This is a genomic window from Roseomonas sp. E05 (genome assembly GCF_030063475.1).
Lineage (GTDB): Bacteria > Pseudomonadota > Alphaproteobacteria > Acetobacterales > Acetobacteraceae > Pseudoroseomonas.
The window spans coordinates 24,195-39,876 of sequence record NZ_JASIRT010000006.1 but is presented as its reverse complement, the minus strand read 5'-3'; the positions used below and the strand labels follow the sequence as shown (position 1 = coordinate 39,876).

The window sequence follows — 15,682 nt, the reverse complement described above, 5'->3', positions numbered from 1 at the left end:
TGGGTAAACTCCGTACGGAAACTCAGAAGCGCGTGCCGAAGCCGAAGCGGAAGACCTGCGTGTCGTCGTAGGACTTCTTCACCACGGCCTGCGCCAGGTCGATGTTGATCAGGCCGAAGGGACTGCGCCACGAAATGCCGACGCCGGCACCGACGCGTGGCGAGGCATCGTCGGCGACCAGGGGGTCCGAGACGGAACCGGACAGCGAGCCGACATCCACGAAGGCGCGGCCGAGCAGGCCCAGCTCGGAGGGTACGCCCGGCAGCGGAAAGCGCATCTCGGTGCTCTGGGTCCAGATCGTGCGGCCGCCCAGCGAATCGCCGGTGGAGGTGTCATGCGGGCCGGCACCGGCCACGGCGAAGCCGCGCAGATTCTCGCCGCCGAGGAAGAAGCGGTCGATGATCCGCTCATCCTTGCCGCCATAGGTCATGAGGTGGCCGACGCCGGCGGAAATGGCGAGCACATAGTCCGGATTCCCGAGCCAGCGCTCGAAGGGAACGTAGTAGGTGCCGTCCAGCCGCATGCGGACATAGCTGACATCGCCGCCCAGGCCGGCGAGATCAGTGCCGAGGCGCACCACATAGCCGTCATGCGGGTCGAGGCGGGAGTCGCGGGTGTCGTAGGTCAGCGTCTGGCCGATCTGCGACAGGATGGTGACGCCCTTCTGCTCCTGGATGTAGCGGCTGGCGTCGTCGTCAACGTTGAACACGTTGCGGCGCGACAGCGTATAGGCCCAGGACTGGCGCAGCCGCTCGTTGAACTCGTAGCCGGCGCGCAGGCTGAAGCCGGCGCGGCGCTCCTCGAAGCCCGAATAGTCGGTCAGGTCGCGCACGATGTAGAACACGTCCGCGCCGACCGAGAGGTTGCGGTCGAGGAAGGCCGGATCGGTGACCGAGAGGTCCACCTGGCTGCGGCGCTGCGCGATCGTGGTGTTGAGGCGAGCGTCCACGCCGGTGCCGACGATGTTGCGCTCGCGCAGGCCGAAATCGGCCAGCGCGCCGGCATCGGTCGAGTAGCCGCCGCCCAGCGAGATCTCGCCGGTGGCGCGCTCGGAGACCTGGGTGTTCAGCACCACCCGGTCCGGCGTCGAGCCGGGCGCCGGGTTGACCTGCACGTCGTTGAAGAAGCCGAGGTCACGGATCCGCTGGCGCGAGCGGCGCACCTGCGCGGCGTTGAAGGCATCGCCCTCGGCCAGGCGGAACTCGCGACGGATCACCCGGTCCTGCGTGCGGGTATTGCCGGTGATGTCGATCCGCTCGACATAGGCCCGCTGCCCCTCATGCACGTCGAAGACGACGTTGACGACGTGCTTCTCGCGGTCGCGCGTGATCTTCGGCTCGACCTCGACGAAGGGGGCGCCGGCCAGGTTGGCCTCGTCGGTCAGCGCCTCGGTCATCTGCTCGACGGCGTCGCCGTCGTACCAGTCGCCCTTGGAGATCTCCAGCACCCGCTGCAGCCGCTCGGGGCCGACATTGCGCAGGCTGGACCTGATCTCGACATCGCCGACGCGATAGCGCGGCCCTTCGTTGATCGTGTAGGTCACGAAGAAGCCGCTGCGGTCCGGGGCCAGTTCGGCGGCGGCGCCGGTGATGCTCACATCCGCATAGCCCTCGCGCAGGTAGAAGCGGCGCAGCAGCTCGCGGTCGAAGTTCAGCCGCTCCGGCTCATAGGTGTCGGCGGAGCTGAAGGGGCGGTACCAGGCCGCCTCCTTGGAGGCGACGACTTCCTTCAACCGGCTGTCGGAATAGGAGCCGTTGCCGACGAAGTTGATCCGGCTGATCAGCGCCGCATCACCCTCGGTGATCTCGAAGACCACGTCCACGCGATTCTGGTCGCGCTCGATGATCTTGGGCTCGACCCGGGCGGCGAAGCGGCCGCGCCGGGCGTAAAGCTCCAGCAGGCGCTGGCGGTCGGCCTGGGCGGCGGCGGGGGTGAAGACCGCGCGCGGGCGGAGTTGAACCTCCGGCCGCAGCGTGTCGTCGGAGAGCTTGCTGTTCCCCTCGAAGGCCACCTGATTGACGATCGGGTTCTCCTGCACCTGCACAATCACGCGGTCGCCCTGCCGGCTGATCCGCACGTCCTTGAACAGGCCGGTGGCGAAGAGGGTGCGCAGGCTGCGGTCGGCCCGCGCGTCGTCATACACGTCGCCGGGCTGCAGCAGCATGTAGGAGCGGACGGTGTCTGTCTCGATGCGCTGGTTGCCCCGCACCTCGATCTGGCTGACCACCGGGCCGGCGGGCTGGGCGGCGCGCCGGGGCGCGTTGCGCGGCTGGGCGACGGCCCCGGGCGGCATCAGCACAGGCACGAGGCAGGTGGCGGCGAGCAGGAGGGCGCGGGTGGCGTGCAAAGGTCGGATCCGGGGCCGGTTGATGGGGGCCAGGAGAAAGGCCTTGGAACCCCCGGGAACAGGGGCTTCGGGCGGCGGAGACTAGCCGGGAACGCGGCGCCCCGCCACCCCCCCGGGGGAAGCGAGGCCTTTCCGTGGATCAGGAAATTTTTCAGTATGTTAGCGAACGGTGCGTGAGCGGCGTCCGAAGTGCTCGGCCGCCGCCCGGCGACTCAGCCGGCCAGCCCGCTCACCCAGCGCACCACACCGAGGCTGGAAAGGTCGTTCCAGGTGGCGAAGATGAACAGCGCGAGGAGCAGCGCGAATCCGGCGCGGAAGCCGTACTCGATGGCACGCGGCGGCAGCGGGCGCCCCCGGATGGCCTCGGCGGCGTAGAACAGCAGATGGCCGCCATCCAGCACCGGAATCGGAAAGAGGTTGATCAGCGCCAGGTTCACCGACAGCACCGCCATGAAGGAGATCAGGCTGGCAATGCCGAGCTGCGCCACCTGGCCGGAGAGCTGGGCGATGCGCAGCGGGCCGCCCAGTTCCTCCGTGCCGCGCTGCTGGGAGATCATCTGCCAGAGACCGGCCAATGTCTGCACCGTGACGTTGGCGGTCTGCTCCACCCCGGCCCAGACGGCACTGAACGGATTGAGGCGCGTAAACTCCGGCACGCCGCCGGAAATGCCCAGCACGCCGACCGTGCTGCCGTTCGTTTCACGGCCTTCGGGCGTCGCCCGCAGACTTTCCTCCACACCGTTACGCTGAACGCGGACCTCGACCGGCTGGCCGGCGCGCGGCTGGATGTGGCGCTGGACCTCCTCGAAGCGCATCACAGGGGCGCCATCCAGGCTGAGGATGCGGTCGCCCGGCTGCAGGCCGGCGCGCTCGGCGGCGCTGCCCGCGACCACGGCACCGACCGTCGCGGTCGGCTGCGGCTGGCCCACCGTCATGTAGAGGCCGGCAAAGAGGACGGCCGCGAGCAGGAAATTGGCGACCGGCCCGGCGGCGACGACGATCGCCCGGTCCCTCACCGGCTTGTCGTGGAACGTCCGGCCGGCACGCCAGGCGGCGCGCACCTCCGGATCGGCCTCGCTCGGCCCTTCCTGGCCGTGCAGCTTGACGAAGCCCCCGAGCGGCAGCCAGGAGAGCCGCCATTCGGTGCCGTGCCGGTCCACCCAGCTGTGGATGCGCTTGCCGAAACCGATGGAGAACACATCGACATGCACGCCGCGCCAGCGAGCGGCGAGGTAATGGCCCAGCTCGTGGATGAAGACGAGCACGCCCAGCACCACGATGAAGGCGATGATCGAGCGGAAGGGCTCAGGCAACAGGTCCAAGGTCGCGTTCTCCTGCCCTGGCCACCCCTGCGCGGCGGGCAGGGGCTCAGGGCGTGTTCAGGCCGCGCGGCGCGCCGCGCGGGCCGAGGCATCCTGCCGTGCGGCGCCGTCCAATGCCAGCACCGCGGCGAGGTCCGGGACAGGGGGGGCGCCCAGCGCCGCCAGCGTCTCCTCCACCACCACGGCGATGTCGAGGAAGCCGAGCCGCCGTTGCAGGAACAGCCCGACGGCGACCTCATTCGCGGCATTGAGGATGGTGGGGGCCCCTGCCCCCGCCTGCAAGGCCTCGCGGGCCAGCCGCAAGGCAGGGAAACGATTCGTATCGGGCGCGAAGAACTCCAGCCGCGCCAGCGCCGCGAGGTCGAGCCGCGGCAGCTCCACGGGCATACGCTGCGGCCAGGCCAGGGCATGGGCGATGGGGGTCCGCATGTCCGGCGTACCGAGTTGCGCCAGCAGCGAGCCGTCCGTGTACTGCACCATGCCATGCACCGCCGACTGCGGGTGGACCAGCACGGCGATGCGCGGCTCCGGCACCGGGAAGAGCCGCGCCGCCTCGATCAGCTCCAGCCCCTTGTTCATCATGGTGGCGGAGTCGACGCTGATCTTGGCGCCCATGGACCAGACGGGGTGGCGCACCGCCTCCTCGGGCGTGACGCGGGCCATGCGCTCCAGCGGCATCTCGCGGAAGGGGCCGCCCGAGGCGGTCAGCACGATCTGCTCCACCGCCGTCGGATCGCGCGCGTCCAGCGTCTGGAAGATGGCATTGTGCTCGGAATCGACCGGCAGGAGCGTGGCACCGGCCTCGCGCACGGCCCGCAGCACCAGCTCACCGGCACAGACCAGCGCCTCCTTGTTGGCCAGCGCCAGGGTGCCGCCGTTGCGCAGCGCGGCCAGGGTCGGTTCCAGCCCGGCGGCGCCGACGATGGCGGCCATGGTCCAGTCGGCCGGCATGGCGGCGGCGGCGAGCACGGCTTCCTGGCCGCAGGCGCAGGCGATGCCCGAGCCCGCCAACCGCTCCTTCAGCCGGGGTGCGGCGGCCTGATCGGCGAGGACGGCGATCTGCGGCCGCAACCGCAGCGCCTGCTCGGCCAGGGCCTCGGCATCCCGCCCCGCCACCAGGGCGGCCACGGCGAAGCTGCCCGGCGGCGCTGCCTCCAGCAGGGAGACCGTGCTGCGGCCGACCGATCCGGTGCTGCCGAGGATGGTGACGCGGCGCGGGCCTACCGCCACAGCGGCACCCCGTACCCGACGGCGAAGGCGAGCAGTGCAGCGACTGGCGCCGCAGCCATCAGCCCGTCCAGCCGGTCCAGCAGCCCGCCATGGCCGGGGATCAGCATTGAACTGTCCTTCACCTTGAAGTGGCGCTTCACCGCACTCTCCAGCAGGTCGCCGAGCTGGGTGGCGATGCCGAGCACCGCCGCCACCATCAGCACCCGCGCGACCGAGGGCGTGCCGGGGGCCAGCCAGGCTGCCGCGAACCAGCCGACGAGCATGGTGGAGATCAGGCCGCCCGCAGCGCCTGACCAGGTCTTTCCGGGTGAGATGGCGGGGGCCAGCTTGGGCCCGCCGAGCAGGCGCCCGAACATGTAGGCACCGATATCACTGGCCCAGACCACAAAGAAGAGAAACAGAATGTTACCACGCCCGGCTTCGTTGTCATGCCGCAGCTCGATCAGGGCAATGCCGGCGATGCCGATATAGAGCACACCCAGGGCAAGCCAGCTTGCCGGCGGTGGAGGGGCGGCACGCGGGCACAGCCGGGGCACCGCCGCCCAGGTGGCCAGGAAGCCGAGCACCAGGATTGTCAACCCGGCCGCCGGCTGCCCGAAGACCGCCAGGGCACAGGCCACGAACACCACCGCCGGCAGCGCCATACCGGGCCAGGCGCGGCTGCGCAAGCCGCAGAGCCGCACCCACTCCCAGCAGAGCAGCGCCACGGCCAGGGCCATCAGCACCGTCCACGGCAAGGCACCAAGCCAGGCGCAGAGCAGCGCGCCCGGCCCGAGCACGGCAGCGGAAATGGCGCGCTTCTTGAGGTCGCGCCAACGCTTGGCGGAATCAGGCTCCGGGCTGGAAGGCGCCATCGTCAGCCGCTGCCCACCCCGAAACGGCGGACGCGGCGGCGGTATTCGGTCAGTGCCTGCCCCAGATGGCTCGCGTCGAAATCGGGCCAGAGCACATCGAGGAAGACGAATTCGGCATAGGCGGCCTGCCAGAGCAGGAAGTTCGAGAGCCGCTGCTCGCCGGAGGTGCGGATGATCAGGTCCGGATCCGGGATGTCCCGCGTGGCCAGGTGGCGCGTGAGCGTCTCCTCGCCGATGCTGGCAGGGTCGAGGCGACCGGCGGCCACCTCCTGCGCGATGGCGCGCGCGGCGGCGGCGATCTCGGCCCGTGCCCCGTAGGACAGCGCCACGGTCAGGTTCAGCTTGGTATTGTGCGCCGTCGCCCGCTCGGCCGCCTCGATGGCGGCGACGGTCTCCGGCCCGAAGCGTTCCCGCTCGCCGATGACGCGCAGGCGCACGCCGTTCTTGGCCAGGGTGGCGACCTCGCGCCGCAGATAGATGCGCAGCAGCCCGGTGAGGTCGCGCACTTCATCCGCCGAGCGCCGCCAGTTCTCCGAGGAAAAGGCGAACAGGGTCAGCCAGCCGATGCCGGCATCGGCCGCAGCCTGGATGGCACGGCGAACCGCCTCCACGCCGGCCTTGTGGCCAAGGGCGCGCGGCAGGCCGCGCGCCTTCGCCCAGCGGCGGTTGCCGTCCATGATCAGGCCGACATGCAAAGGCCCATCCGGAGGGGCCGCGACGGCCGGCAGCGCCGCGAAAGGCTGGTTCAGGGAGGCGGCGCTCATGGGGCGATCAGACGGCCTTGATGTCCTTTTCCTTCTCGGCGAGCAACTCATCGACCTTCTTGATGGTCAGGTCAGTGAGCTTCTGCACCTCGTCGGACCAGTCCTTCGCGTCGTCCTTGCTGATCTCGGACTTCTTCTCCCAGCCCTTGATCTGGTCCATGCCATCGCGACGGACGCCGCGCACCGCCACCTTGGCGGCCTCGGCATACTTCGCCGCCTGCTTGGCGAGATCGTTGCGGCGCTCCTGGGTCAGCGGCGGCAGCGGCACGCGGATGGTCTGGCCCTCCGCCTGCGGGTTGAGGCCGAGGCCAGAATCGCGGATGGCGACCTCGACCGCCTTGGTGGCGCCGCGGTCCCACACCTGCACCGAGAGCATGCTGGGGCCGGAGACGGAGATGTTCGCCACCTGCACCAGCGGCTGTACCGCGCCATACACCTCGACCCGGATCGGCTCCAGCAGCGCCGGCGAGGCGCGGCCGGTGCGCAGGCCCGAGAACTCCTTCTTCAGCGACTCCAGCGCGCCGTCCATGCGCCGCGAGAGGTCCTGTTTCAGCGTGTTCAGATCGGCTGGGGCGGCCATGGCCAGGGCTTCCTTCTTATTGATCCACGACCGTGGTGAAGCGGCCTTCGCCCTGCATCACGGCGGTGAAGGCGCCCGGCTCGTGGATATTGAAGACGATGATCGGCAGCTTGTTCTCGCGTGCCAGGCTGATCGCGGCGGCGTCCATCACGGCGAGGTCGCGCGCCAGCATCTCCAGGTAGGTCAGCGTGACGTAGCGCTCGGCCTGCGGGTTCTTGCGCGGGTCGGCGGAGTAGACGCCGTCCACCTGCGTGCCCTTCAGCAGCACGTCGCAACCCATCTCGGCGGCGCGGAGGGCCGCAGCGGTGTCGGTGGTGAAGAACGGGTTGCCGGAGCCGGCGGCGAAGATCACCACCCGTCCCTTCTCCATGTGGCGCTGGGCACGGCGGCGGATGAAGGGCTCGCAGACACTGCTCATCGGGATGGCCGACTGCACGCGGGTCGGCACCCCCGCCTTCTCCAGCGCATTCTGCAGGGCGAGCGCGTTCATCACGGTGGCCAGCATGCCCATGCTGTCGGCCTGGGCGCGGTCCATGCCGGCGGAGGCGCCGGCGACGCCGCGGAAGATGTTGCCACCTCCCACGACCACGCAGACCTCAACGCCGAGTTCCGCCACGCCCTTGATGTCCTGCGCGATCTCGCGGACCGTCGCGTTGTCCAGTCCATAGTCGCGTGTGCCCATCAGCGCCTCACCCGAGAGCTTCAGCAGGGCGCGCTTGTAGATCGGGCTGGGCATGGGTGGAATATTCCGGCAGCAAGAAGCATCAGGGGAGCCGCGGCAAGATACGGGCCGCTTCCGGGCACGACAAGGCCACGACTAAGTTAACGGCCGCGCCCCGGATGCGGCCGGCATGCCGGCGCCCCGGCGGAGCGGCAATCGGCCTGGGCGGGCGCAGGGGGCGCCCGCCCAGGCCAGGCGGATCAGACGGTGCCGGCGGCGGCCGCGACCTCGGCGGCGAAGTCGCTGGACTGCTTCTCGATGCCCTCGCCAAGCTGGAAGCGGGTGAAGCCCGTCAGCTTGGCGCCGGCCTTCTGCACCACGGCCTTCACGCGGCTCTCGCCGTCATGCACCCAGACCTGCTCCAGCAGCACCACTTCCTCGTAGTACTTGCGGACCCGTCCCTCGACCATCTTCTCGATGATCGCGGCGGGCTTGCCGGAGCCGGCGGCCTGCTCGGTGAGCACAGCCTTCTCCCGCTCCAGCGCGGAGGGGTCCACGGCGCTGATGTCCAGCGCCTCCGGGCGGGCGGCGGCGACATGCATGCCGATCTGGCGGCCCAGCGTCTCCAGCGCCTCGAGCTCAGAGGGCGCTTCCAGTGCCACCAACACGCCGATCTTGCCCAGGCCCGGCTTCACCGCCGAGTGGACATAGGTCGCGACCGTGCCGGAAGAGACCTGGAACCGCTTGGCGCGGCGAACGGTCATGTTCTCGCCGATGGTGGCGATCAGCCGGGTCAGCTCGTCCTGCACCGAGTGCGTGGTGCCGGGATAGGTGGCGGCCAGCAGGTTCTGCACGTCGTCGCCAACGGAGAGGACCAGACCCGCCACCTCGGCGACGAAGTTCTGGAACAGCTCGTTGCGGGCAACGAAGTCCGTCTCGGCGTTGACCTCGACCATGCCGCCGACCTGCGGGCCGGTCGCGGTGCCGATCAGCCCCTCGGCGGCGACGCGGCCGGACTTCTTGGCGGCGGCGGCAAGGCCCTTCTTGCGCAGCCAGTCGACCGCGGCCTCGGCGTCGCCGTTGTTCTCGACCAGGGCCTTCTTGCAGTCCATCATGCCCGCGCCGGTCTTCTCGCGCAGGTCGCGGACCATCGCGGCGGTAATCTCAGCCATGGGTTTGCTCCTGTCTGACGGCTCTGCTTCAGGACTGCGGCGCGGCCGGCTCGGCCGGGGCGTCGGCACCGCCAACCAGCGCCTCGCCCTCAGCGACGGCACCGGCCACGCTGTCCTGGTCAACGCCCTCGACCGTCGGCAGTTCCTCGCCGCCCAGGTCCTCGGCCGAACCGATATCGACGCCGGAGGCCTGCAGCTCGGCGCTGATGCCGTCGAACACGGCGCCGGCCACCATGTCGCAGTAGAGGTTGATGGCGCGGATCGCGTCGTCATTGCCCGGGATCGGGAAGGCGACGCCCTCGGGATCGGCATTGGAGTCGACCACCGCAACGACGGGGATGCCGAGCTTGTTGGCCTCCTCGACCGCCAGGCGCTCCTTCACCACGTCGATCACGAACAGGATGTCCGGCAGGCCGCCCATCTCGCGGATGCCGCCCAGCGCCCGGTCGAGCTTCTCGCGCTCGCGGGTCAGCATCAGGACTTCCTTCTTGGTGAGGCCCTGGGTGTTGCCGCCGAGCTGCTCGTCCATCTGCTTCAGGCGCTTGATGGAGCCGGTGATGGTCTTCCAGTTGGTCAGCATGCCGCCGAGCCAACGGTGGTTGACGTAGTACTGGCCGCAGCGGGTCGCCGCCTCGGCGACATACTCGGCCGCGGACTTCTTGGTGCCGACGAACAGCACGCGGCCGCCGCCGGCCACCACGTCACGGATGGTGCGCAGCGCGCGGTCCATCATCGGCACGGTCTGCTGCAGATCCAGGATATGCACCTGGTTGCGCACGCCGAAGATGTACGGCGCCATGCGGGGGTTCCAGCGGCGGGTGTGGTGGCCAAAATGGACACCGGCCTCGAGCAGCTGGCGCAGGGAAACTTCGGGCATCGCCATGGCGGCGGTCCTTCCTTCAGATCACGTCCGGTTGAGCCTCCGCGGCGCTGAACCCCCAAGACGGGGACCGGACCCTGCGCCGGAAGGCGGAAGGGCGCGCCGCGTGTGGATTTGCCGCCCCAAGCCCGGCTCACGGGCGGCTGCGCTGCAATTGCCATGGATCCCGCCGCGAAGCAAGCGATGCCGCGGACGGACCGCGGCTGCGCGGCGCGGCTCTGTGCCGCAGCAAGGCGGCCTTAACCCTCGGCCCGGATAGTGGCGGAGGGACACTTCCACAGGAGCACTCTCCGTGCGCATTCGGGACTTCTTCCTGGTTTGCTTCTGCGCCGTTGCGGTGCCCGGCGCGACAGCGGCCGGCTGGCTGGCCCTGGATGCCTGGTCGGACCTGCAGCGGACCGAGGCCGCCCAGCTCGCCACGCGCGCCGTCAGCGATGCCCAGCGCGCGCAGTCGGCGATCGCGGTGGAGGTGGGGGCCTTTTCCGGACAGCTCCAGCTCGCCAATCCGGACGTCGAGACGCTGCGCCGCTCCGGCCAGGTGACCGAGCAGCGGCTGACGGCCGCGGTGGCCAGCGCCCGGGAGGGCGGCTTCAAGGCGCAGCTGGCGGAGGATGTACTGGCGCGCATCCGGCCGGTCCGGCAGCGCACCATGGAGGAACTGGCCCGCCCCCTTGCCGCGCGCGATCCGGAACTGCCCAAGATCACCCAGGCACTGCGCAACGAAGGGGTCGAGGCGCTGAGCGGGCTTGCCTTCGAGGCGGCACGGCGCGTCTTCGCCACCTCGCCCGAGGCCTCGGCGCTGATCAACGTCGCCAACTCGGCCATGGACTACCGCGACTTCATCGGCCGGCGCAGCACCTCCCTCACCGCCTGGATCGGCGGCGCCCCCATCGATCCGAAAGTCTATGAGAGCATGCTGGTCTATACCGGCCGCATGGAGCAGAGCTGGGCCGCGGCGCAACGGCAGATCAAGGCGCTGCCGGACCTGGAGGGGCTGCAGGCGGCCCTGCGCGAGCAGGCGGCCGCGCGGGGTCCGATCGAGGCCCGCTGGCAGGAGATCATGCAGAAGAGCCGCATCGCGCTCGACGGCGGCAATCCTGACTGGGGCACGACGGTTCCCGAGTTCCGGCCCTGGTCGGTCGCCTCGCAGGCGGAGATCCTGAAGTTGCGCGATGCCGCGCTGGACGAGGCGATGACCACGACCGACACCCAGCACGCGGCCAGCCAGACGGTGTTCCTGAGCGCACTCGGCCTGGCGCTGCTGATGGCCGCCTCCGCGCTGGTCGCGGTGCTGATGCTGATGTCGCGCATCGTGCGGCCGGTGCAGGCGCTGACGGGCTGCGTCACCCGGATCGCCGGAGGCGATCTCGACCTGGAGGTGCCGCATGGCGAGCGGCGCGACGAGCTGGGCGAGATGGCGGCGGCGGTGGAGACGCTGCGCCGCGGCTCGGCCGAGCGACTTGAGATGGTCACGGCCCAGCACGAGGCGCAGCAGCAGCAGATCGAGCGGGCCCAGCGCGTCGGCCAGTTGCTGAAGGCCTTCGAGCAGGAGACCGCCGGCATGCTGCGCACGGTGGCCAGCGCCGCGGCCGAGATGGACGCGACGGCCGGCGGCATGGCCACGATCGCAGCCACCGGAAAGGACCGCGCCAGCCTGGTTGCGGGCGCCTCGGAGCGGGCCAGCGGCAATGTCCAGACCGTGGCCGCCGCTGCGGAGGAGCTCTCGGCCAGCATCGCCGAGGTGGCACGCCAGGTGCGCGACAGCGCGGCCCGCGCCGAGCAGGCCTCGGCGGCGGCGCAGCAGACCGACCGCACGGTGCGGGGACTCTCGGAGGCGGCGGCGCGGATCGGCGACGTGGTGCAGCTGATTGCCGGCATCGCCAGCCAGACCAATCTCCTCGCGCTCAACGCGACGATCGAGGCCGCGCGGGCCGGCGAGGCTGGCAAGGGCTTCGCCGTGGTGGCCGGCGAGGTGAAGAACCTCGCCAGCCAGACCGCCAAGGCCACAGGCGAAATCAGCCAGCAGATCGCCACCATGCAGGCGGAGACCGAGCGCACGGCGCAGGAGATCGGCGGGATTGCGCAGATGATCGTGGCACTGAACGAGGCGACGGCCGTGGTCGCCGAAGCCGCCGGGCAGCAGGCGGAGGCGACGCGGGAGATCGGCTCCGCCGTGGCGCAGGCGGCGGTCGGCACGCAGGAGGCCTCGCACCACGCGGCCGGCGTGAGCGAAGACGCGGAGCGCACCGGCCGCGCCGCCGAGGATGTGCGCGGCGCCTCCAGCGAGCTGGCCCGGCAGGCGGACAGCCTGCGCAGCCGGATGGAGCAGTTCCTGACCGCTCTCAGGGCGGCCTGATCCCGGGCAAAGGCGGCGCGCCGGCCATCGGGCCGCGCGCCACCTGCCCGTGGCAGGCGCCTTATCCGGTCGCGACCTCGCAGACGCCCGGCACCACCTTCATGGCCTGCGCCAGCCGCGGCGAGACGTTCCAGGCGCCGGGCAGCGCCACTTCCAGCTCCTGCCCCGCAGCAAGCCGGGGAATGAGGACGACCCGCCCCTTCCCTGGCCCTTCACGGCTCAGCATGTCGCGAATCGGCTCTACTGCGGCCGGATCCTCGATCCAGAGCCGCAGCATCTGACCCACGCCGGCCGCTGCCTTGTCGAGTGCCTCGATGCCCTGGGCGGTGAGGCGCAAGGTCTCGCCCTCCATCCGTGCCTCGGTGGTGACCAGGATGGCCGTGCCTTCCGTCAGCAGCGGACGTGAGCGCAGCAGCACCTCGGAGAACAACGTGACCTCCGTGCTGCCGCTGGCATCCGAGAGGCGCACCCAGGCCATGCGGCTGCCGGTGCGGGTGGTGCGTTCCTTGCTGTTCACCACCGTGCCGGCGATCTTGAGATTCGCCGCGCCGCGCTCCGCCCGCGTCTGGAGCTGGGCAATGGGCACCACGCGCAGCTTCTGCAGCACCTCCCTATAGGTATCGAGCGGATGGGCGGAGAGGTGGAAGCCCACCGCCTCGGCCTCCTGCGTCAGGCGCTCCAGCTCCGGCCAGTCCGGCACATTGGGCATGCGCAGCGGCTCGGGGCGGGCATCGCCACCACCGAACAAGCCGATCTGGCTGGAAGTCCGCTCCTCGGCGGCGGCCTGGGCGCGGCGGAGGATGACCTCGGCGCTCATGGTCATCTTCGCCCGGTTCTTCTCCAGGCTGTCGAAGGCGCCGGCGCGGGCCAGGTTCTCCAACTGCATCTTGTTCAGCAGCTTGGGGTCCACGCGCCCGGCGAAATCGGCCACCGAGCGGAAGGGCCCCTTCGCGTCCCGCGCCTTCACCATGTCCTTCATCGCCTGCATGCCGACGCGCTTCACCGCGGCCAGGGCGAAGCGGATGGCCTGCTTGCCGTCCTCCATGGTCTCGACGCGGAAGTCGGCGGCGGAGCGGTTCACGTCCGGCGGCAACACGGCGATGCCGAGCCGTGACGCCTCCTGCATGTGGTTGGCCAGCTTCTCCGTCTTGTCCATGTCGAAGGTCATGGAGGCCGCGAGGAAGGCGACGGGATGGTTGGCCTTCAGGTAGGCCGTCTGGTAGGCGACCAGCGCATAGGCGGCGGCGTGCGACTTGTTGAAGCCGTATTCCGCGAACTTCTCCATCAGGTCGAAGATCTCGCCGGCCTTGCCCTCGGGCACGCCGTTCTTCACCGCGCCGTCCACGAAGATTTTTCTCTGTGCCTCCATCTCGGAGCGGATTTTCTTGCCCATGGCGCGGCGCAGCAGGTCGGCGCCGCCGAGGCTGTAGCCGGCGACGTCCTGGCTGATCTGCATGACCTGCTCCTGGTAGACCAGGATGCCGTAGGTCTCCTCGACGAGGTGGCGCATCGCCGGATGCGCCGGCTCCCAGGGCTCGCCGTGCTTGCGGGCGCAATAGGCCGGGATGTTCGCCATCGGGCCCGGGCGGTAGAGCGAGACGGCGGCGATCAGGTCCTCGAAGCGGTCGGGGCGCATCATGCGGAGGCAGTCCCGCATGCCCTGACCTTCGAACTGGAACACGCCGGCGGAATCGCCGCGTGCCAGCATCTCGTAGGTGCGGGCATCGTCCAGCGGGATGCGCGCGAGGTCGATGGTGATCCCCTGCTCGGCCAGGATCTCCACGGCGCGTTGCAGCACCGTCAGCGTCTTGAGGCCAAGGAAGTCGAACTTCACCAGCGAGGCGTTCTCGACGTATTTCATCGAGTACTGCGTCACCAGCATGTCGGAGCGCGGGTCGCGGTAGAGGGCGACGGTGTCGATCAGCGGCTTGCGGCCGATGACGACGCCCGCGGCATGGGTGGAGGCGTTGCGGTAGAGCCCCTCCAGCACCAGGGCGGTCTCCATCAGCCGGTCCACCGTCTCGTCGGCCTGCCGCATCTCCTGCAGGCGCGGCTCCTCGTCGAGCGCCTGCTGCAGCGTCACGGGCTTGGCCGGGTTGAAGGGGATCAGCTCGGCGATCTTGTTCACCTGCCCATAGGGCATGCCCATGACACGGCCGACGTCGCGCACCACCGCCTTGGCCTGCAGGCGGCCGAAGGTGATGATCTGCGCCACCCGGTCCTCGCCATATTCGCGACGCACGTACTGGATCACCTCGTCGCGCCGGTCCTGGCAGAAATCGATGTCGAAGTCCGGCATCGAGACGCGCTCGGGGTTCAGGAAGCGCTCGAAGAGCAGGCCGAAGCGCAGCGGGTCGAGATCGGTGATGGTCAGCGCCCAGGCGGCGACGGAACCGGCGCCCGAGCCACGGCCCGGACCCACCGGGATGCCGTGCTCCTTGGCCCACTGGATGAAGTCGGCGACGATCAGGAAGTAGCCGGAGAAGCCCATCTTCTCGATGATGTCGAGCTCGAACTCCAGCCGAGTGCGGTAGGGCTCGCGGTCGGTGGTCCCCTGGGCATCGAGCCGCGCCTCCAGGCCGCGGCGGGCCATGTCGCGCACCGTCTCGGCCTCGGTCATGCCCGGCTGCACCTTGGGGCAGATGGGCAGCTCGGGCTTGCGGGTCTCGGCCATGATGGCGCAGCGCCGGGCGATGGCGAGGGTGTTGTCGCAGGCCTCCGGCAGGTCGGCGAAGAGCTTCCGCATCGCCGCGGCCGACTTGAAGTAGTGCTCGGCGGTCAGGCGGCGGCGGTCCGGCTCGGCGAGCGTCCGGCCCTCGGCGATGCAGAGCAGCGCGTCATGCGCCTCGTACATCTCGGACTTGGCGAAATAGACGTCGTTGGCCGCGACGATGGGCAGCCCGGCCTGGTCGGCAAGCGCCAGCAGGGCCGGGTCCAGCCCGCGCTCGATGTCGAGCCCGTGGCGGGTCAGCTCGACCGCCAGCCGGTCGCCGAAGCTTTCCTTCAGCGTGTCCAGCAGGGTGACGGCGGCGTCACGGCGGCCTTCCAGCAGCAGGCGGCCGAGCGGACCGCAGGTGCCGCCGGTCAGCAGGAACACGCCCTCGGCGTGCTGCTGAAGCAGTTCCAGCGTGATGGCGGGCTTTCCGGAGGGGTCGTCGCGCAGGAAGCCGTGCGAGGAGAGGCGCTGGACGTTCTCCAGCCCCTGCGCGTTGGTCGCGAGGGCCACCACGCAGTCGGGCGCGAGGCGGGCCACCTCGGGGCGCGGATCGGCGGCGGAGCGCGAGAGCCAGAGCTGACAGCCCATGATCGGCTGCACGCCCTTGCCGGAGCAGGCCTTGGCGAATTCCAGGGCGCCGAACATGTTGGCCGTGTCGGTCAGGGCCACGGCGGGCATGCCGTTGGCCCTGGCCAGATCGGCCACCTTCTCCGCCTTGATGGCTCCCTCGGCCAGGGAATAGGCGGAGTGGACGTGCAGGTGAACGAAGCTTCCGGTCATGGCGCGGGGTTTAGCACAGA

The 15,682-nt window shown here is 70.2% G+C and carries 11 protein-coding genes; 1 reads left to right on the top strand and 10 read right to left on the bottom strand.

Annotated features, from left to right (window positions below):
- Positions 1–22 precede the first annotated feature (22 nt).
- The 9 genes from bamA to rpsB form a co-directional block, all read right to left on the bottom strand.
- Positions 23–2,347: an outer membrane protein assembly factor BamA gene (bamA, locus tag QMO56_RS08475; protein WP_283524901.1), complete on the bottom strand. Its 2,325-nt coding sequence runs from the start codon at positions 2,345–2,347 to the stop codon at positions 23–25.
- A 212-nt stretch (positions 2,348–2,559) separates the two neighbouring features.
- Entirely contained in the window at positions 2,560–3,669 is a 1,110-nt protein-coding gene (gene rseP / locus QMO56_RS08470) for an RIP metalloprotease RseP (protein ID WP_408906513.1), read from the bottom strand.
- 57 nt (positions 3,670–3,726) lie between these two features.
- On the bottom strand, positions 3,727–4,899 hold the full coding sequence (gene dxr / locus QMO56_RS08465; protein WP_283524899.1) for a 1-deoxy-D-xylulose-5-phosphate reductoisomerase: 1,173 nt from the start codon (positions 4,897–4,899) through the stop codon (positions 3,727–3,729).
- Complete coding sequence (locus QMO56_RS08460; RefSeq protein WP_283524898.1) at positions 4,890–5,753, bottom strand: phosphatidate cytidylyltransferase; 864 nt, start codon at positions 5,751–5,753, stop codon at positions 4,890–4,892. The genes dxr and QMO56_RS08460 overlap by 10 nt, the downstream gene beginning before the upstream one ends.
- A 2-nt stretch (positions 5,754–5,755) precedes the next feature.
- Positions 5,756–6,517 carry an isoprenyl transferase gene (locus tag QMO56_RS08455; RefSeq protein WP_283524897.1) on the bottom strand — a complete coding sequence of 254 codons (762 nt, stop codon included), beginning with the start codon at positions 6,515–6,517 and terminating at the stop codon, positions 5,756–5,758.
- 7 nt (positions 6,518–6,524) lie between these two features.
- Positions 6,525–7,097: a ribosome recycling factor gene (gene frr / locus QMO56_RS08450; protein ID WP_283524896.1), complete on the bottom strand. Its 573-nt coding sequence runs from the start codon at positions 7,095–7,097 to the stop codon at positions 6,525–6,527.
- Positions 7,098–7,113: 16 nt separating this feature from the next.
- Complete coding sequence (gene pyrH / locus QMO56_RS08445; protein WP_283524894.1) at positions 7,114–7,833, bottom strand: UMP kinase; 720 nt, start codon at positions 7,831–7,833, stop codon at positions 7,114–7,116.
- A 185-nt stretch (positions 7,834–8,018) separates the two neighbouring features.
- Complete coding sequence (gene tsf / locus QMO56_RS08440) at positions 8,019–8,930, bottom strand: translation elongation factor Ts (RefSeq protein ID WP_283524893.1); 912 nt, start codon at positions 8,928–8,930, stop codon at positions 8,019–8,021.
- A gap of 28 nt (positions 8,931–8,958) precedes the next feature.
- On the bottom strand, positions 8,959–9,813 hold the full coding sequence (rpsB, locus tag QMO56_RS08435; protein ID WP_283524892.1) for a 30S ribosomal protein S2: 855 nt from the start codon (positions 9,811–9,813) through the stop codon (positions 8,959–8,961).
- Between the two features lie 289 nt (positions 9,814–10,102).
- Here rpsB and QMO56_RS08430 point away from each other — a divergent pair, with 289 nt between their 5' ends.
- On the top strand, positions 10,103–12,166 hold the full coding sequence (locus QMO56_RS08430) for a methyl-accepting chemotaxis protein (protein ID WP_283524890.1): 2,064 nt from the start codon (positions 10,103–10,105) through the stop codon (positions 12,164–12,166).
- 61 nt (positions 12,167–12,227) lie between these two features.
- On the opposite strand, the gene dnaE is transcribed toward QMO56_RS08430, so the two are convergent.
- Positions 12,228–15,662, bottom strand: coding sequence for a DNA polymerase III subunit alpha (dnaE, locus tag QMO56_RS08425; protein ID WP_283524889.1), 3,435 nt, complete (start codon positions 15,660–15,662; stop codon positions 12,228–12,230).
- Positions 15,663–15,682 lie beyond the last annotated feature (20 nt).